At 63.0% G+C, this 17,020-nt stretch carries 17 protein-coding genes and 1 pseudogene; 3 read left to right on the forward strand and 15 right to left on the reverse strand.

Features of this window, described 5'->3' with window-relative positions:
- Positions 1 to 56: 56 nt before the first annotated feature.
- From PCO31110_RS06305 to PCO31110_RS06370, 14 genes are all read right to left on the reverse strand, one after another.
- Positions 57 to 644, reverse strand: coding sequence for a GNAT family N-acetyltransferase (locus tag PCO31110_RS06305; RefSeq protein ID WP_370855818.1), 588 nt, complete (start codon positions 642 to 644; stop codon positions 57 to 59).
- Positions 645 to 954: 310 nt separating this feature from the next.
- Entirely contained in the window at positions 955 to 1,611 is a 657-nt protein-coding gene (locus tag PCO31110_RS06310) for a TetR/AcrR family transcriptional regulator (protein WP_010806889.1), read from the reverse strand.
- Positions 1,612 to 1,620: 9 nt separating this feature from the next.
- A complete protein-coding gene (locus PCO31110_RS06315) occupies positions 1,621 to 2,409 on the reverse strand; it encodes a DUF1835 domain-containing protein (protein WP_010806888.1) in 789 nt (262 codons plus the stop codon).
- A gap of 202 nt (positions 2,410 to 2,611) precedes the next feature.
- On the reverse strand, positions 2,612 to 3,700 hold the full coding sequence (gene paaE, locus PCO31110_RS06320) for a 1,2-phenylacetyl-CoA epoxidase subunit PaaE (protein ID WP_010806887.1): 1,089 nt from the start codon (positions 3,698 to 3,700) through the stop codon (positions 2,612 to 2,614).
- Between the two features lie 85 nt (positions 3,701 to 3,785).
- The gene (gene paaD / locus PCO31110_RS06325) at positions 3,786 to 4,361 is read right to left on the reverse strand and encodes a 1,2-phenylacetyl-CoA epoxidase subunit PaaD (protein ID WP_051126531.1); all 576 of its coding nucleotides are present in this window, start codon (positions 4,359 to 4,361) and stop codon (positions 3,786 to 3,788) included.
- A 44-nt stretch (positions 4,362 to 4,405) separates the two neighbouring features.
- Entirely contained in the window at positions 4,406 to 5,209 is an 804-nt protein-coding gene (gene paaC, locus PCO31110_RS06330) for a 1,2-phenylacetyl-CoA epoxidase subunit PaaC (RefSeq protein ID WP_010806885.1), read from the reverse strand.
- A gap of 59 nt (positions 5,210 to 5,268) precedes the next feature.
- Positions 5,269 to 5,565 carry a 1,2-phenylacetyl-CoA epoxidase subunit PaaB gene (paaB, locus tag PCO31110_RS06335; protein ID WP_010806884.1) on the reverse strand — a complete coding sequence of 99 codons (297 nt, stop codon included), beginning with the start codon at positions 5,563 to 5,565 and terminating at the stop codon, positions 5,269 to 5,271.
- A 41-nt stretch (positions 5,566 to 5,606) separates the two neighbouring features.
- On the reverse strand, positions 5,607 to 6,614 hold the full coding sequence (gene paaA / locus PCO31110_RS06340) for a 1,2-phenylacetyl-CoA epoxidase subunit PaaA (RefSeq protein WP_010806883.1): 1,008 nt from the start codon (positions 6,612 to 6,614) through the stop codon (positions 5,607 to 5,609).
- A gap of 265 nt (positions 6,615 to 6,879) precedes the next feature.
- Complete coding sequence (gene argE, locus PCO31110_RS06345; protein WP_150689868.1) at positions 6,880 to 8,136, reverse strand: acetylornithine deacetylase; 1,257 nt, start codon at positions 8,134 to 8,136, stop codon at positions 6,880 to 6,882.
- 25 nt (positions 8,137 to 8,161) lie between these two features.
- Positions 8,162 to 9,505, reverse strand: a complete 1,344-nt coding sequence (locus tag PCO31110_RS06350) for an MFS transporter (RefSeq protein WP_150689869.1) — start codon at positions 9,503 to 9,505, stop codon at positions 8,162 to 8,164.
- Positions 9,506 to 9,616: 111 nt separating this feature from the next.
- Complete coding sequence (locus tag PCO31110_RS06355) at positions 9,617 to 10,807, reverse strand: glycine C-acetyltransferase (RefSeq protein WP_150689870.1); 1,191 nt, start codon at positions 10,805 to 10,807, stop codon at positions 9,617 to 9,619.
- Positions 10,797 to 11,744, reverse strand: coding sequence for an aminotransferase class IV (locus PCO31110_RS25980; protein ID WP_246189739.1), 948 nt, complete (start codon positions 11,742 to 11,744; stop codon positions 10,797 to 10,799). Before PCO31110_RS25980 ends, PCO31110_RS06355 begins: the two co-directional genes overlap by 11 nt.
- A gap of 11 nt (positions 11,745 to 11,755) precedes the next feature.
- On the reverse strand, positions 11,756 to 12,298 hold the full coding sequence (locus PCO31110_RS25985; protein WP_010806878.1) for a peptide deformylase: 543 nt from the start codon (positions 12,296 to 12,298) through the stop codon (positions 11,756 to 11,758).
- Positions 12,295 to 13,422: a branched-chain amino acid ABC transporter substrate-binding protein gene (locus PCO31110_RS06370; RefSeq protein ID WP_150689872.1), complete on the reverse strand. Its 1,128-nt coding sequence runs from the start codon at positions 13,420 to 13,422 to the stop codon at positions 12,295 to 12,297. The genes PCO31110_RS25985 and PCO31110_RS06370 overlap by 4 nt, the downstream gene beginning before the upstream one ends.
- A 123-nt stretch (positions 13,423 to 13,545) precedes the next feature.
- On the opposite strand from PCO31110_RS06370, the gene PCO31110_RS06375 reads away from it, so the two are divergent.
- Positions 13,546 to 14,028 (forward strand): Lrp/AsnC family transcriptional regulator, encoded by a 483-nt coding sequence (locus tag PCO31110_RS06375; RefSeq protein WP_010806876.1) that lies wholly within the window; start codon positions 13,546 to 13,548, stop codon positions 14,026 to 14,028.
- A gap of 310 nt (positions 14,029 to 14,338) precedes the next feature.
- Positions 14,339 to 14,880 (forward strand): annotated as a pseudogene (locus PCO31110_RS06380) (TonB-dependent receptor domain-containing protein); the annotation flags it as partial.
- 50 nt (positions 14,881 to 14,930) lie between these two features.
- Here PCO31110_RS06380 and PCO31110_RS06385 read toward each other — a convergent pair.
- The gene (locus tag PCO31110_RS06385) at positions 14,931 to 16,574 is read right to left on the reverse strand and encodes a phospholipase D-like domain-containing protein (RefSeq protein WP_150689873.1); all 1,644 of its coding nucleotides are present in this window, start codon (positions 16,572 to 16,574) and stop codon (positions 14,931 to 14,933) included.
- Positions 16,575 to 16,739: 165 nt separating this feature from the next.
- Here PCO31110_RS06385 and PCO31110_RS25865 point away from each other — a divergent pair.
- Positions 16,740 to 17,020: hypothetical protein (locus tag PCO31110_RS25865; protein ID WP_217427263.1), on the forward strand; the 281-nt coding region annotated here is incomplete at its 3' end.

Below are 17,020 nucleotides of genomic sequence, written 5' to 3' on the forward strand. Positions count from 1 at the left end.
AAAAAACCCGGCCAATCGACCGGGTTTCTTTTTTTGCGGGACGGCCGACGTGTCGGTCAGGCAGCACGCTCGTTCGGCAGGAGTGCCCCGAACAGGCGGCGGGCGTCGCGAAGCTGACGCTTGACCGCGTAATCGAAGGCGGCGACCTGATCCTGCATCATTTCCGAGAGCATCGACTGCGTGTCGGCCGGCGGCAGGCTCAAATAAGCATCGGCTTCGCCGTAAGCGAAGTTGATCTCCATGCCGGCCTTCTTCGCAATGCGCATCATGCGGGCGTTGCGCGAGAGGCAGTGCATATACAGCGTGTCGACGCGCTTGTTACGGCAATGGATGGCGGCACGCTCGAACAGACGTGAGCCGATGCCACGGCCACGAGCCGATTCGAGCACCGAGACGCCAAACTCCGCGACACGGCCGTTCTTGCCTTCCGGCAACTGGGCGACGTGGGCAACGGCGACGAGCGCGAGATTATCGTCGTAGACACCAAATACGCTGTCACGCGAGAAATCGAGGCTGGCGACGTAGCGAGTGATCACGTCGTCGCTGACGGCCTGACCGAAGCGCAGCAGGCGGTCTTCTTCGCCGAGCGCCAGAAAGTGGCGCTGGAGCCGGTGGATGTCGCCGGACGTCAGCTCACGAATCATCACGCTCGACCGCTCGTTGGCGGCAGTCGTCGCGCGGGCGACTTCGGGCGTGGGGTTCGGGGCAGTCATGGCGTAATCCTTGGGTATTCTTTAGTGCGTGTACTGAATTGTGCGACGCAAAAGAATTATACCTGATTGAGTAGGTAAAAACCCTAGGAAATAAATGCCTGCCGTGGAGGGAAATACCTAAGTCACTGAAGAGTGGCGTCTTTTCTCGATGTGGCTCTCGACGACGCTCGATGAGAGGTTGTTGCGAGGCAACAAAAAAAGGCGACGCATCGCCTTTTTTTGTAAGTGATTACTTGCTTCGTTAGGTGCGTGAGGGCGTAGCTGCGGTCGGGATGGCGGCTTCGATACCGCCGGGCAGCGGCGCGACGAGTCCGTGTTCGAGCACCGCGATGACCTCATTGGCGAAATCGCGGTACCGCATGCGGCCACCGGGTTTGAGCCATGTGAAGGTCCAGTTGATCATGCCGAACAGCATCATCGTGAGCGCGGTCTGATTGTGCTTGGCGACCCGGTCGGGGAACGCACGCGAGAGTTGACGGGCAAACGCGGCCACCACGTCACGCTGACGGTTGAGCACGATCTCCCGTTGCTCATCGTTGAGGAACTTGACGTCGTTGAGCAGCGCGATATGGCGCGTCTGCGACGTCTCGTACTCATCGAGAAACGCGCGAATCAGTTCGTGGAACGTATCGCGCTCGGACAGCCCGCGGCGTTGCCCAAGCGCCTCGACCTCGGTGACGATCAGCATCAGGCGCTTGGTATAGCGCTCTAGCAGATCGAACAGAATGGCGTCTTTGCTCGCGTAGTAGTGATACAGCCGGGCCTTGGACGTGCCGCATGCGGCGGCCAGCTCGGACATCGACGTGCTCGGATAGCTCGCGTGGGCGAAGGCCTCGGCGGCGACGTCGAGAATCTGTTCGCGCTGCGATTCATGATCGGGCGCTTTGGTACGTGCCATAAACGGGGGTTACTCCAGTCGTAGATCGCACGCGGCGGGCGCCGTGGTGTCGCCGCGCAACGCGAGTCGGCCTGCCGCACCGAGTTCGCGGCAGCGCCACAACAGAAAACTGTCGGTCGCAAAAAAGCCTTCGATGCGAGGCATCGTCTCGCCGAGGAACGCGGCCATCGGCGTCCAGGCAACGGGTGCCTGGGCCAGAATCTGGTCGTCGATCTCGGCGAATGTCGCGCCTTCGAAGGTGTTGTGCATCCAGCGGCGCACCTGCGTGTTCACTTGTTTGAGCGCCCGCCATTCCAGCGACAGACGGCCAATACGTAATAGCGAAATCGGGGCGATGCGCGCGAAGCGTTCGGCCAGCACTTCCGGCGCATACATGCCGACGCTGGTACGCCGTTCTGCGATGGGCGGTGTGCCGGGCGTTGCCAGGTCGCTGCCGCGCAGCACGACCTCGTTCAGACGGGCGGGTGTGTTGCGCAGCATGAATGCCACGCGGCGCAGCGTGAGTTGATCCGACGCGCTGTCGCCATGCCAGCAAACCACGGCATTGTCGCCCTCCACCAGACGTTGTAGCGATGCTAGTTCTTCGCGCAGCTCGCTGGCGTAATCGCGACCGGCAGACGGCAGCACGCGTTGCCAGAAGGCGGCCCGCTGCCGCTCGTTCTCGTCGACCTCGCGCAACGGGCCAAGGGCCAGATCGTCACGCAGGACAAGCACGGGGTCGGCGCGATGCGCTAGCGCCATCGCCGCACGCAACTGCTGCGCGGCGATATCGCCACAAACGACATGGATGGTATTCATGCCCGGTAGTTTACGGTATTCCCGCACCCTCGGGTTGACGCTCCCGTAATGCCCGAAATCATCGGCGCATTGGCGGGATTTCACGCATGTTCCGGCCGCGTGGAAGTGACGTTCCCACGGCGTGGCAAGCACGCATTCGACATGCCGGAGCCGTTGATGCGGTGGCTCCGGCGCACCGGTTCAGCGCAGGCCGGATGCCGGCTCAGCGCTCGTCGTAGCTCACCACGACGCGCTCGGTGAGCGGACGTGCCTGGCAGGTCAGTACGAAACCCTGCTCGACTTCGTAGTCTTCCAGCGTGTAGTTCTTGTCCATCGCCACTTCGCCCTCGAGTACTTTCGCACGGCACGTGCAGCACACACCGCCCTTACAGGCATAGGGCAGCGACAGACCGGCGGCCAGCCCTGTATCCAGAATGCTCTGACCTTCATACGGCTGGCGCAGGCGACGTTCCTTGCCGTCCATCACCACGACCAGTTCCGCCATCGGCGTATCTTCCGTGATGACGACCGGCTTCGCTGCGGCTTGCGGCGAGGGCACGCCGAACCGCTCGACGTGAATCTTTTCCTTGGCGACGCCGGCGGCGGCGAGCGCAGCTTCGGCGGCGTCCATCATCGGGCCCGGGCCGCAGATGAAGGCTTCATCGATGCTCGACGCCGGAATGAGCGTCTCGATGAAGGCGGTGCACTTGTCCTGATCGAGCAAGCCGTTGAACAGCTCGACTTCCTGCGCTTCGTCCGAGAGCACGTGATACAGGCGCAGACGGCCCAGATACGTGTTCTTCAGGTCTTCGAGCGCTTCGGCGAACATGATCGCGGGCACCGAACGGTTGCCGTAGACCAGCGTGAACTGACTGTCGGGCTCGGCAGCCAGCGTGGTCTTGATGAGCGCGAGCATCGGCGTGATACCCGAGCCGCCGGCGAAACCGACGTAGTGCTTCGCGTTGTTTGCCGCCAGACGCGTGAAGAAGCGCCCATCCGGCGTCATGACATCGATCTGCTGTCCCGGTTTCAACTGGTCGTTCGCGAAGTTCGAGAACTTGCCGCCCGGCACGCGCTTGATGCCCACGCGCAGTTCGCCCGTGGCTTCGTACTCGGGCACCCCGACGCAGATCGAGTAGGAACGACGGGCTTCTTCGCCATCGATCTCGGTCTTGAGCGTGAGGAACTGGCCTTGCGTGAAACGATAGGCGTCGCGCAACGCGTCCGGCACCGTGAAGGCGATGGAGATGGCGTCGGCGGTTTCGGGCCGGATTTCGCGGATGGTCAGCGAGTGGAATTGCGGGGTCGTCATCGTGGGCTTCCTTGCCGCCCGGCTGCGGGTGCCGACGGGCGGAGTGTCGGCATCGCTATGCGCGAAGCGGGATCAGTCGGGTCAATCAATAGGGCTTGAAGTAGTCGAACGGCTCACGGCACGTACGGCAACGGTAATGCGCTTTGCAAGCGGTCGAGCCGAAGGCCGATACGACTTCCGTGTCGGCCGAGCCGCAATGCGGGCACGGCACACCGTCCTTCGGCCGGCCGTAGAACGTGATCTTGCGTGGGGCATCGGCGGCTACGGCATGCGCGCCCGTGGGCGGGGCAATGCCGTAGCTGCGCAGCTTCTCGCGGGCTTCGGGGCTGATCCAGTCCGTCGTCCATGCGGGTGCGAGCACCGTCTTGACGTGCCACGGGCCGAGGCCCGCGCGCGTCATGGCTGCGGCAATGTCTTCGGCGATCTGCTGCATCGCCGGACAGCCCGAGTACGTGGGGGTGATCACGATCTCGAACGCGGTGTCGCCGCTGTCGTTCGCAACGACGCGCACATCGCGCAGAATGCCGAGTTCCCGGATCGACACGACCGGAATCTCCGGATCGGGCACCGCTTCGAGCGTCTGCCATGCGAGTGGCAGCGACGCCGCCGAGGCCGGCGTGAGCACGCCGGGCGCGACAGGCGGTGTGAGCGGAAGATTCATGGTCGTATCGGTGTCCAGAGCGGCAAACGAGCGCATCGCGAGGCTTACCAGGTCGCGCCGGGATGCTGGCGTGCCAGCCCCTGCATCTCGCCGAGCAGATAGCTCATGTGCTCGGAGTGACGACCCAACTTGCCGGTGCTTTCGAACGCGCCGCCGACCGGTGCGGTGAGCGTGGCTTCGGCGAGCGCGTCGTTCACCGTGGCTTGCCACGCGTCCTTCAGGCTGGCCATCGTGACGCCCGTACCAGCGGCAGCCACGGTGTCTTCGAGCGTGTCGTGCTTGAAGATCTCGTTCATGTACGGCACCAGATAATCGAGCGCGGCCTGCGCGCGGCGGTGCGATTCCTCGGTCCCGTCGCCGAAGCGCACGAGCCAGTCGCGCGCGTGATGCAGGTGGTAATGCGCTTCCTTGATTGACTTGGCGGCGATGGCGGCAAGCTCGGTGTCGGCCGACTGTGTGAGCGCTTGCCACACTTCGACCATCAGGGCCGAGTAGAGGAAGTTGCGCACGATGGTCACGGCGTAGTCGCGCTCGGCGGCAGTCGTGCCGGCGGTCGGGCCATAATGGGGCAGCTCGACGAGCGTCCAGTTACGGAACGAGAATTCGTCGCGCCAGAAGGCGTAGTCGTCTTCCTGCTTGGTGATGCCGGTGAGATCGGTTTCGACCTTGGCGGCGTGCTGATAGAGCATGCGCGCCTGACCGATGAGATCGAGGCTCAGGTTGGTGAGCGCGATGTCTTCTTCCAGCACGGGGCCGTGACCACACCACTCCGCGTTGCGCTGACCGAGGATCAGCGCGTTGTCGGCGAGGCGCAGCAGATAGGACAGATGTTCCTGCGTCGGTTTCATGTTCTGGGGTCTCGCATGGGGCGCGCCGTGGGCATGGAGTTGCATGGGCGCGCTGCCGCTTACATGTGGTTCACTTCTTCCGGCAACTGGTAGAAGGTCGGATGGCGGTAGATCTTGTCGGCGGCCGGATCGAACAGCTCGGCCTTGTCTTCCGGGGCCGACGCCGTGATGGCGTTAGAGGGCACGACCCAGATGCTCACGCCTTCCTGACGGCGCGTGTAGACGTCGCGCGCCATGCGCAGCGCCATCTCGGCGTCGGCGGCGTGCAGACTGCCGCTGTGCTTGTGCTCGAGGCCCATCTTGCTGCGTACGAACACTTCCCAGAGGGGCCATTCCTTGTTGCTTGCTTGCGTCATGATCGTTCCTGATGTCTTGTGAGGGGCTGGCCGGATGCGGCTCACGCGGCCTGTTTTTCGGCGCGCTGGCGCTGCTTGGCGGCGTGCGCCAGGGCAGCGTCGCGCACCCAGGCGCCTTTCTCGTGGGCGGCCACACGGGTGCCGAGACGTTCCTTGTTGCACGGGCCTTCACCGCCCACCACGCGCCAGAATTCGCTCCAGTCGATCTCGCCGTAGTCGTGGGCGCGGCGGCTCTCGTTCCACTTCAGATCCGGATCGGGGAAGGTCACGCCGAGCACCTTGGCCTGTTCGACGGCGGCGTCGACAAACTTCTGGCGCAGATCGTCGTTCGAGATGCGTTTGATGCCCCACTGCATGGTTTGCGTGCTGTGGATCGACTCCTTGTCACTCGGGCCGAACATCATGAGCACCGGCCACCACCAGCGGTTCACGGCTTCTTGCACCATGTCGCGTTGGGCTTGCGTGCCGCTCATCATCGAGAGAAGGGCGTCGAAGCCCTGACGCTGGTGGAACGACTCTTCCTTGCACACGCGAATCATGGCGCGCGCGTACGGACCGTACGAACAGCGGCACAGCGGCACCTGATTCATGATGGCGGCGCCATCGACGAGCCAGCCGATCACGCCGACATCGGCCCACGTGAGCGTTGGGTAATTGAAGATGCTGGAGTACTTGGCCTTACCGGCGTGCAGCGCGTCGATCATCTGGTCGCGCGACGTGCCGAGCGTTTCGGCTGCGGAATACAGGTAGAGGCCATGACCGGCTTCGTCCTGCACCTTGGCGAGCAGAATCGCCTTGCGCTTGAGACTGGGCGCGCGCGAGATCCAATTGCCTTCCGGCAGCATGCCGATGACTTCGGAGTGTGCGTGCTGCGAGATTTGGCGCACGAGCGTCTTGCGGTACTCGGCGGGCATGTAGTCCTGCGGCTCGATCTTCTGATCGGCAGCGACACGCGCGTCGAAGCGGGCTTGTTGCTGCTGCTCCGCCTCGCTCAGGGCGCGCACGCCCTTGGGGCTGTTGCCGGCCAGATCGATGGCTTGCGTATACATAGAGGAAGGCCTCCGCGGCATGTGGGATATGGACGCATTATAAACCGACCGGCCGGTCGGTCAATAAATGTTTTCCATGATATGGCGCGGGTGTCGTTTTCCACGGGACTTGAGATTTTTTCAGTGGAAATGAGACTGCGGGGCGCGGCAGGAGGGGGCGCTGGAGCCCGCCTAACAGGACGCCAATTGAGGGTTCCTCCCGCCGCAACCAGTCGAACGGCAACTGATGGCCTGAATAAGGCTATGGGACGTAACGTTAAACGCCTTATTTCTCATATAACAACTGGCCGTGTATCCCCGCCAGCGAGGCCGTCAGTTTCGACAGGAAGCGCTCGCACCGGGCGATTTCGGCAAGTGCGACGAACTCGTCCGGCTGGTGGGCCTGAGCGATGCTCCCGGGGCCGCAAACGATCGTCGGAATGCCCGCGCGCTGGAAGAAACCGGCTTCGGTCCCATACGACACCTTGCGCGCGGGCGTGTCCGGAACCAGCGCGCGCATCAGGCGTAGCAGGGGCTGGGTTTCGTCCGCCTGCATCGACGGTGGCGCCGCGATTTTCGTGAATCGGATCGTTGCCTGGGGATGCACGCGTTGCATTTCCGGAACGAGCGTCTGGGCGGCGTAAGCCTCGATCCGGGCGAAGACCGCGTCTGCATCCACGCCTGGAAGGTTACGGTACTCGAAGACGAACTCGCAGTCGGCCGGCACAGTGTTCAGGGCGATGCCGCCTTTTATCGTGCCGGTCTGTGCGGTACTGAACGGTACGTCGAAGCCCTCATCATAGGGGCCGTGCGCCGCAAAGGCGTTTGCCAGGTCGCGAATGTGGCAGATCACACGCGCGGCGTACTCGATGGCATTGACGCCCGTGGGTGCGAGCGACGAGTGCACGGCATGCCCTTGCACGCAGCAGCGGTAGATGTTGATGCCCTTGTGCGCAACGATCACCTGCATGCCGGTCGGTTCACCGACGATACAGCCTTGCGGATGAATGCCGCGACGGGCCATGGCCGCGAGCATCGGGGAAATGCCGAGGCATCCGACCTCCTCGTCGTAGGTGAACGCGAGATGGATCGGCGCCCCCGGCGGCGCATCGCACCACGCGGGCACCCGACTCATGACCGTGCCGATGAAGCCTTTCATGTCGCAAGCCCCGCGGCCATACAGCCGGCCTTCACGCAATTCAGGCGAGAAAGGCGGACTCTGCCAGTGCTGAGCATCGACCGGTACGACATCGGTATGCCCGGAAAGCACGACGCCGCCCTGTGTGTTGCCGTCGCGCCCGGGCAATGTGGCGAAAAGATTGGCTTTCGCGCCGCTGCCATCGTAATCGAGCCAGGCATCTATGCCCTGCGCGCGCAGGGTGTCGCGTAGAAGTTCGATCAGCCCGAGATTGGATTGGCGGCTCGTCGTGTCGATGGCGATAAGTCGTGAAATCCAGTCGATGGCGGCCGTCGAGGCCGCCGGCGTGTCTTCGTCTCTCTCGGGTGTGAGCACAGACGCCAAATGGGGGAGGTGCGTATGCATGAGGTGTCCTCGCGCACTAGTCAAATCAGGACAGGGCGGTACGAACCGTTTCGCGTGAGAGCCGGGTTGCGACGAGACTCGCAACCGCGCCAGCCGCGATGTACCACGTGGGCGAGAGCGGATTGCCCGTCATTCCGATCAGCCAGGTCGCGACGAAGGGGGCGAAACCGCCGAAAATCGTGACCGAAACGTTGTAACTGAGCGAGATGCACGTGGTGCGCACCGCGCCGGGGTATAGCTCGGCCTGCCAGGCGGGCGCCGGGCCGGTCATCATGGCCATGAAGGCGGCGAGCAGGCACAACGCGCCGATGACCGGCAGGAGATGTGCGTGTGCGGACATGAAGGCGAAGAGCGGGTAAGTGCCGAACAGCACACACAGCGCGCCCGCACTCATCAACGGGCGCCGGCCCCATCGGTCGGACAGGTGCCCCATGACGGGCGAGAGCATCATGAAGCACGCGATCTGGAGACTGGCGGCGATCAGTGCCTCGCTGGCGGGCAGGCCCAGCGTGCGGGTCAGATAGATCGGCATGTACACGAGGTAGAGATAGTTCGTGACGGTCCAGCCGATGGTGAACAGACTCCCGATGCCGAGGTTGCGGCGGTGCTTGCGAAGTGCTGTGCCGATCGGGGACGTCGAGATGACGGGCCCACTCTGCCGGACATTTGCCGGGACCGAGGTGCGTGGCGACTCGTCGACATTTCTCCGCAGCCAGAAGCCGAAGACGCCAATGACGAACGCTCCCAGCACGAAGGGAACGCGCCAGCCCCAGTCGTTCAGAGACTGGGCCGGCATGAGCCAGGTCATGGCCCCGGCGCTGAGCGAACCGAGCAGCAGGGCCACAGCGAGGCTGGCCTGTTGCCAACTGCCGTACAGGCCACGCCGGTGCCGCGGTGCATATTCGACGATGAAGCTGGTAGCCCCGCCCCATTCACCGCCCGAAGCGAAGCCTTGCAGGATGCGCGCGATCACGATCGTCAAAGACGCGACCACCCCGGCGGTGTCGAAGCCGGGTGTGAGTCCGATCATCGCTGTGCCGATTGCCATGAGCACAATCACCACGAGCAGCGAGGCCTTGCGTCCGGCACGATCCCCATAAACACCCAGAATGGCCGCGCCCAGCGGACGCGCCACGAAGCCGACGCCGAATGTGGCGGTCGCGACCAGGAACGAGGTGGCTTCACTCGCCGCCGGAAAGAAGTGATGGGCGATCTGCGGGGAGAAGTAGGCGTACAACACGAAGTCGTACCACTCCAGGATATTGCCGAGCGACGCGGCGACAACGGCCCGTCTGGCCTGCGTGGGCGCGACTGTCGTCGTGGCGCTGTTAGCCCAGTAGTCATGCGTTTGCAACGGGTTCGAGTTCATGAGCAACCTAGGAAAGAGAGAGGAACATGCGCGCCGGGGCACCCGCAATCCGACGTTCGCCACGTTCGGGGCGGCGCTATCGGTAACGCGTAAGGATCTAAGCGCGAACGCTTAGCGGCGCATTGCGCGGAAGGCTTCGATGACGCGATCCAGATCGGCATCCGTGAGTGCAAGCGACACTTGGAGTCGCAGTCTCGCGGCGCCTTCGGGAACGACGGGGTAAGAGAACGCCTGAGCCAGAACGCCGCGCTCTGCGAGTGCGGCAGAGGCGGTCCTTGCAAGCGCTGCGTCGCCGAAGATCACGGGCACGATCGGATGATCGCCGGGAAGGACGTCGAAGCCCGCCTGCGTCAGGCCACGACGCAGGTACGCGCTCATGGCGCCCAGTCGCGCGAAGTCGATCTCGCCGCCTTCGATCAGGTCTAGCGCCCGGACGGCGGCCGCCGCAATCGCAGGCATCAGCGCATTGGAAAACAGATAGGGTCGGCCGGTCTGACGCAATGTATCGACGATGACGCCGGGTGCTGCGACAAATCCACCGGCCGCCCCGCCCAGCGCTTTCCCCAATGTGCCCACCTGTACGTCGACGGCCGACATCTGTCCCTGCACCTCGGCGGTACCACGGCCGGAGGCGCCGATCACGCCGATGCCATGCGAGTCGTCCACAATGAGCAACGCCTTTCGTTCGCGGCACAACATGCCGAGGGCGCCTAGCGGGGCCTGTGTACCGTCCATGGAAAACACGCCATCGGTGACCAGCAGCCGGGCCACTGCCTCACCGGCTTCGTCGAAGGCGCGGGCGGCGGCGCTTACGTCGCGGTGGGCATAGCGGAACCGGGCGGCTTTGCTCAGACGTATGCCATCGATGATGCTTGCGTGGTTCAGTGTGTCGGACAGCACGGCGTCGTTTTCATCCAGCAGCGCTTCGAACAGGGCACCGTTGGCATCGAAAGCCGAGGGGAATAGGGCGCAGGCCTCGGCCCCGAGAAACGCGGCGAGCCGGCGCTCCAGTTCCCAGTGCAGGGCATGGGTGCCGCTGATGAAGCGAACCGAGGCCATGCCGAGCCCATAGCGGTCGACGGCCTCGCGTGCGGCGTCGACAATGCGCGGATCGTTAGCGAGTCCGAGGTAGTTGTTGGCGCACAGGTTGATATAGTCGCGCGTCGCACCCCCCGGTGCGGCGCGCGCCTTGACATGGCCACCTTGTGCGGATTCGATCGCGACTTCGTGCTTGATCGCATGTCGCGCCGCCAGCGTGTGGCAACGTGCATCGAGCCGAGAACGGAGGGTCTCATTGAGCATGATTCGCCTCGTCGTAGTCGACCGTCAAGGTCCAGGCCGGATCGTCGTGCCACTCCCAATAGGTGCGGAAGATCGTTTGCGTCAGGTCGCCTGGCGCTCCGTTGCCGACGCTCACGCCGTTCAGGCGCGTGACCGGCATGATGCCCCCGGCGGTGGAGGTGATGAAAATCTCATCGGCGTGGCGCAACTGATCTTCGCTGACGTTGCCCGAATGCACGGCAATGCCGAACCGCTCGGCGATGTCGAACACGGTGCGGCGCGTAATGCCATGCAGCACTCCGTGCTCGGGGGTGTACAGCGCGCCGTGACGCACGGCGAAGATATTGAAGCCGGGGCCTTCGGCGACGTTGCCGTTCATGTCCTTGATGACGACGGTTTCCGCCCCGGCATCGAACCCCTGGAACTGGGCCGTAACAAGATCGAGCCAGTGGTAGTTCTTGACCTGCGGATCGACCGACTCGGGGGGAATGCGGCGCACGGTATCGATCAGATGCAGGTGAAGGCCTTCCTTAAGCTGGCGGGCATTGGCGACCGATCCGTAGGGCACGGCGAACGCGACGAATTGGTTCGCTGCGTCGCGCGGGTCGCGGCTGAAGGTAGGCGAGAGGCCGCGCGTGCAGAGCATCTCGACGTACGCGTTACGCAGTCCCGCGCGTCTGACACACTCGACGAGAATATGGCGAAGTTCATCGTCGCTGTACTTAACGGATAGGCGCAGCCTTTCCAGCGAGCGCCGAAAGCGCGCGATATGCAGATCCAGCCGGAAGAACTTGCCATTCCATACGTGAACGGTGTCGTAGGTGACGTCGGAGTGCAGCAGTCCCCAGTCGAGTACGGAGATACGGGCTTCCGACATGGGCAGGTACTGGCCGGCCATGTAGGCGGTGCCGGTGGGGTAGGTCAGGCCGTCGATGCGGCCAACGTCGGGTTGGGTCATCGTGTCGCTCATTACGATTGGGGGAAGTAGTCGACCTGAGCGGCAAATGCCGATCGGTTCGTTTCAAAAACACTACGGTGGACGAATGCGTTCTCACCCACGGCGCGGTCGAACGACAGCTTGCCGTCGAGATGGTCGATTTCGTGCTGCATCAGTTCGGCTTCCGCGCGACTCAGGGCTTCCTTCAGGTGCGTTTTGCCGGCCATGTCGGTAAAACGCACTGAGATCGAGGCGAAGCGCTCCACCCGAACCAGCATCTCCGGGAAGCACATGCAGTCGTCCCACAGTGTCATGCGTTCGTTACTGGCCCATACGATCTCGGGGTTGACGATCACGTCGGGCCAACCCGACATGGCCAGGCCGATCATGCGTTTGGCAATGCCGATCTGGGGGGCTGCAATGGCGCGTCCGAAGCCATGTTCCGCACGAAAGGCGTGTATCGCGGCGCCGAGGGCTGCGGCCTCACGCACGACGACGGGGTCGTTGACGTTGGCGACTTGCGCGGCCACCTCGCGCAGCGCAGGCGATCCGACGCGCAATATGCCGACGGTCATTTCGATACCTCGGTCAAAGCCATTTTTTTGCCTCCTTTGTAAGTGGATATGGTGGCGGCCGGCTCACGCAGGTCGCCGTGTTCGTCAAATGCAATCTGCCCCGTGACGCCGCCGAACGACACGCGATGCAGGGCGTCGGAAATCTTTGCAGCGTCCGTGGATTGTGCGGCGAGGGCAGCACGATAGATCGCCATCATGGCGTCGTAGGCGTAGGGCGCGTACAACTGCACGGGCTCGCCGTATTTCGCCTTGAATTTGGCGGCGAATGCTTGTCCGCCCGGCATCTTTGCGAGGCTGCGTCCGCCGTCCGCGCAGAACAGGTTGCCGTCGAGCGCGGCACCGGCTAGCCGGATCATTTCGGCGGTGCATAAACCGTCGCCGCCGACCAGCGGCGCGCGAATCGAGTACTGCCGCATTTGCTTGAGCATCGGCCCGCCCTGGGCGTCCATTCCGCCGAAGAAGATGGCGTCGGGGTTCTCGCGCTTGATCCGCGTGAGAACGGCGGTGAAATCAAACGCCTTGTCGGTGGAAAACTCGCGCGCGACGATCGTGGCGCCAGCCTTTTCCGCCTGGCGTGCAAATACTTCGGCAATGCCCTGGCCGTAGGCGGTACGGTCGTCGATGACGGCAATGCGCCGTGCGTGCAACTGACTGGAGACATATTGCGATAGTGCGACACCGAGGAAGTCGTCGTTGGCGAGCATGCGAAACGTGGTGCCGAAGCCCAGGCGCGTGAATTCGGGGTTGGTGGCCGACGGCGTGAGTTCCGCGATGTGCTGTTGTGCGTAGATGCGCGCCACGGCGATGGAGGTGCCGGAGTTCTGGTGACCGATCACGGCACTGACGTGGTTGTCGGCAAAACGCTGGGCAACGGTAGTGGCGGTGCGCGGATCGGCGGCGTCGTCTTGGGCGTCGAGTGCGAACTGTACGGGTTTGCCGGCAATGACCGGGTGTTGGGCGTTGATCTCGTCCATGGCCAGGCGAATGCCGCGTTCGCTGTCTTTGCCGAAGTGCGCCTGTGCGCCGGTCAGCGCACCGGCATAGCCAATGGTCACGATGGTTTGCGCATGCGCAGCCAGCGCGCAGAGTGCGATGGCGGTAGCGGTTAAGTGCTTCAGGGGCATGGTTTTCTCCATGGAATCGATCGGAGGCTGATGCTACGATTCTAGGGAGGTCGCACGAAATCCAATATTCGCGTGGGGTATGTTTGCTTAACTGGATTTCTTTTTCGGGGGTATTTGCGAAATATGGGGCAAGATCAGGCCGAACCGCTTGACGATTTCGATCTGCGCATTCTGGCAATGCTGCAAGTCGACAACCAGATCAGCAACCAGTCGTTGGCCGCCGCCGTCAACCTGAGTCCGCCGGCCTGCCTCAGAAGGGTGCGACGACTGCGCGAAGAGAAATACATCCAGAAGGACATCTCGGTTGTCGATCCGAACAAGGTGGGGCTACCAATCATGATGTGGGTGCTTGTTCAGGTCGAGCGGGAGCGGCTCGATCTGCTCGATGAATTCAAGCGGTTCTTGCAGACCGTTCCAGAAGTGATGCAATGTTATGTGGTCACTGGACGCGCCGATTTCGCGATGATGATCGCGGTGCGCGACATCGATCACTATGAAGAATTCGCAACGCGCGTATTTCGGCAAAATCCAAACATTCGTCACTTTGAAACGATGGTCGTGATGTCGCGGGTGAAATTCGGAATGTCGTTGCCGATTGGGGTGTGAGGATCGACGTCTTCATTGCCAACCCATCGAATGCGTCTTCATGTCCCTGATGCCTGCCTTGCTCGCTCGGGTGGCATCCGTCTCACTTTTTTGCGCAGATGGCAGTGCAAAAGTTTGAATTACCTCTGCTGCCGGCGATCAGCGACTGGCAGATTGCGTCGAATCCGGCACGAGCCGAAGCGCTCGAACTTCAGTGCCAGACGTTGCCAGCGAAATTTTGGACGAGTGTGAAGGGGCCGGTGCCAGAGCGCGTGATCGTGAATCTCAAAAGGCTGTATCAGGAGAATGACTTCCGCGATGCGATGGCGAACATGCGATCGCAAGTCCGGCCACGGTGTCGGCGAGCGACAGCGATCAGACCGATACGCTGCACGATGCGTCGCTCTTCTTCCAAGACGCCATCCACGTGACCGATCGCTGGATCGTCGTGGGCGGGCTGCGTTTGCTGACGTACAGCCAATTGGCGGGAAAGGGGCGCCCGTTCCAGGTCAATCGAACCTTAGCGACGCGAAGTGGCTGCCGCGCGCGGGCGTCATCTACAAGGCGACGAGTTATCTGTCGCTGTACGGCAGCTATTCGGAGTCGCTCAAGCCGACGTCGACCACCGCGCCGGAACACGCCAAGTCGTACGAAGTCGAGGCGAAGCTCGACATGCGCTTCACGCTGCCGGCGTATTTCGTTGCCGATGTGTTTGCCACGTACGACACGAAGATCGGCCATCACCCGGTGCACTATCAGTTGAACGTCAAGAACGTCTTCAACAAGACGTATTAGCCGTCGAGCGCGAGTCAGTATTTCGTCGCTATTGGCGATGCGCGTTCCGCTACGCTTTCGGCAACGGTCGAGTTCTGATCGGCGCTTGTCCTTGCTGGGATGGGGGAGGTTGCGGGGCGGCGCTCGGCTCAGAGCAGATCGTCGCTCGGCAGCAGCATGAAGGCGCCCGCCGCCGAGTTGCGCCAGAAAGACGCATAGGGCTCGACGTCGAACGTACGGGGCTGACCGTTTTCCTCCCCGACCCAGCGCAGCGCGGGCATGGTGGGCGGCGTGGGTGTGGGCGGCGTTGCGCCGGGCGGCGCCAGTTCGACCCGGAAGCTGGAGCGGGCCGACGCTGCCCGTTCGAAGATGCCTGCCATGCGTTCGGCAAATTCCGGGCTGTGGATCACGATCGCCAGCTCGGTGTTCAGACGCGCCGAGCGCGGGTCCAGATTGAACGAGCCGAGAATGACGTCACGGCGGTCGATAACGTACACCTTGCCGTGCAGCGTCGCGCGCGATGAGCCACCGAACGTGATGCGCCGTGGCGAGAGTCCGCCGCCGTCGGCGCGGATCGGTTTGAATTCGTACAGTTCGATGCCCGCCTGAAGCAGGGCTGGGCGATAGCGTGCGTAGCCGGCGTGGACTGGCACGACGTCCGTCGCCGCGAGGGAGTTCGTCAGCACGCGCACCTTGACGCCTCGCTGGGTGAGCGCGGAGAGGAATCGAACGCCGCCTTCCAGTGGCACGAAGTATGGCGAGACGATCAGGACTTCGCGCTTGGCGTTGGCGGCCAACTGGCGCAATTTGGCGCCCGGTGCGCTCTTGGTGTCTGCGGCTGGGGTCTCCAGCTTGTCGGGGCTGTCGACGGCGAGTTCGGCGGGGGCCCAGAAGAGCGGCCGCTTGCCGTTGCGCAGACTCTCGGCGAGCGGCGGCTGGTGCAGCGCTTCGTGGCTCGCGGGCACGCTGTCGGCGTCTTGCCAGTGACGCGCCAACGCTTCGCGTGTGCCGTCCAGCGTCTGCTGATCGATCGTCGATTGCACCTGCTTCAGCGGATATGACTGGGGGCTGGTCCAGAAGTGATCGAAGCTGCGGGAAACGGCGTCGACGACCGGACCGGCGCACAGCAGATCGAAATCGCGGAAGGAGAGCTCGGGATTGGCGTCGAAATATTCGTCTCCCAGATTGCGCCCGCCGACGATGGCCACTTGATTGTCGGCGACCAGCGCCTTGTTATGCATGCGGCGATTGAGCTGATTGAACTGAGTGAGCAGATTGCCTGCGCGCTCGAAGAGCGTCGTGTCGAGGGTGCCGAACGGATTGAATACGCGGATCTCGATGTTTGGGGTCTGATCGAGCACGGCGAGGGTGGGGGCTGTGTGGCGGCGATTGATGTCGTCGATCAGCATGCGAACGCGTACCCCTCGGGCGGCGGCATCGAGCAGCGACTGGAGCAGCAGGCGTCCAGTAATGTCTTCGCCCGCGCTGTAGTACTGAACGTCCAGACTATGCTGGGCGGACTGAACGAGTGCGAGACGGGCGGTGAAGGCGTCGGAGCCGGTCGCCAACAATTGGAAGCCGGACTGTCCGGGGTGGGCGAGGGCGCTGGGGGCCAGAGCGCTGGCGAGCGTACCGGGTGTGGCGGCCGGCGTGTGGGATGTCCACTGGGATGGCAGGGGGGGCGGGCGCACCGAACTGCAGGCGACGACGAAGAGTGCGAGCGGCAGAAACGCGAGCCGGCGCCACTGCAGGAGGCGACGGCGGTGCGACCGGAAGACGCGAGAAAGGCACATCTCGAACGCTCTATCTATAGAAAAGAAGGGGGCGACATCGACGCTGACGCCGCCTTTCCATATAGGCAAGCTTTCGGGAAGCATATGCGATTTCATTGGTTGCGTCGCCCGTAGATGCCCGGATACAGTGAATCCGTCTCCTCCATGTGTCCTGTCCCATGGATCTTGGCCCGCTCACGACGCGGGCCTTTTTTTGCCCTTTTCAAATTATTTTCACAAAAGGCTTGCCAGGGTTCGGGGTTTTCACTAATATCTCGTCTCTCGCAACGACGGCGACGCAGCGAAAGCGGCGAAGCGGATTGGGGCGACGGGCTGGAAAGCCCGGTGGTCAGAGGGTTTGGCGCTGGTGAGTTGCTACGGCGACGAGCGAAGAAAGCGAAAAAAACTGTTGACGACGACGAGAAGCTGCGACATAATCTCACTTCTCTGCTGCTGATGCAGCGACG

This window comes from Pandoraea communis (assembly GCF_902459745.1).
GTDB classification, from domain to species: domain Bacteria; phylum Pseudomonadota; class Gammaproteobacteria; order Burkholderiales; family Burkholderiaceae; genus Pandoraea; species Pandoraea communis.

Bases quoted from the DNA above. Each gene is read 5' to 3' on its own strand.
- paaB (WP_010806884.1), bottom strand. From the start codon at position 5,565: ATGACGCAAGCAAGCAACAAGGAATGGCCCCTCTGGGAAGTGTTCGTA.
- PCO31110_RS06315 (WP_010806888.1), bottom strand. From the start codon at position 2,409: ATGAATACCATCCATGTCGTTTGTGGCGATATCGCCGCGCAGCAGTTG.
- paaA (WP_010806883.1), bottom strand. From the start codon at position 6,614: ATGTATACGCAAGCCATCGATCTGGCCGGCAACAGCCCCAAGGGCGTG.
- paaC (WP_010806885.1), bottom strand. From the start codon at position 5,209: ATGAAACCGACGCAGGAACATCTGTCCTATCTGCTGCGCCTCGCCGAC.
- PCO31110_RS06370 (WP_150689872.1), bottom strand. From the start codon at position 13,422: ATGCCCCTGAAGCACTTAACCGCTACCGCCATCGCACTCTGCGCGCTG.
- PCO31110_RS06375 (WP_010806876.1), top strand. From the start codon at position 13,546: ATGGGGCAAGATCAGGCCGAACCGCTTGACGATTTCGATCTGCGCATT.
- paaD (WP_051126531.1), bottom strand. From the start codon at position 4,361: ATGAATCTTCCGCTCACACCGCCTGTCGCGCCCGGCGTGCTCACGCCG.
- paaE (WP_010806887.1), bottom strand. From the start codon at position 3,700: ATGACGACCCCGCAATTCCACTCGCTGACCATCCGCGAAATCCGGCCC.
- argE (WP_150689868.1), bottom strand. From the start codon at position 8,136: ATGCATACGCACCTCCCCCATTTGGCGTCTGTGCTCACACCCGAGAGA.
- PCO31110_RS06350 (WP_150689869.1), bottom strand. From the start codon at position 9,505: ATGAACTCGAACCCGTTGCAAACGCATGACTACTGGGCTAACAGCGCC.
- PCO31110_RS06310 (WP_010806889.1), bottom strand. From the start codon at position 1,611: ATGGCACGTACCAAAGCGCCCGATCATGAATCGCAGCGCGAACAGATT.
- PCO31110_RS25980 (WP_246189739.1), bottom strand. From the start codon at position 11,744: ATGACCCAACCCGACGTTGGCCGCATCGACGGCCTGACCTACCCCACC.
- PCO31110_RS06355 (WP_150689870.1), bottom strand. From the start codon at position 10,807: ATGCTCAATGAGACCCTCCGTTCTCGGCTCGATGCACGTTGCCACACG.
- PCO31110_RS06385 (WP_150689873.1), bottom strand. From the start codon at position 16,574: ATGTGCCTTTCTCGCGTCTTCCGGTCGCACCGCCGTCGCCTCCTGCAG.
- PCO31110_RS25985 (WP_010806878.1), bottom strand. From the start codon at position 12,298: ATGACCGTCGGCATATTGCGCGTCGGATCGCCTGCGCTGCGCGAGGTG.
- PCO31110_RS06305 (WP_370855818.1), bottom strand. From the start codon at position 644: ATGATTCGTGAGCTGACGTCCGGCGACATCCACCGGCTCCAGCGCCAC.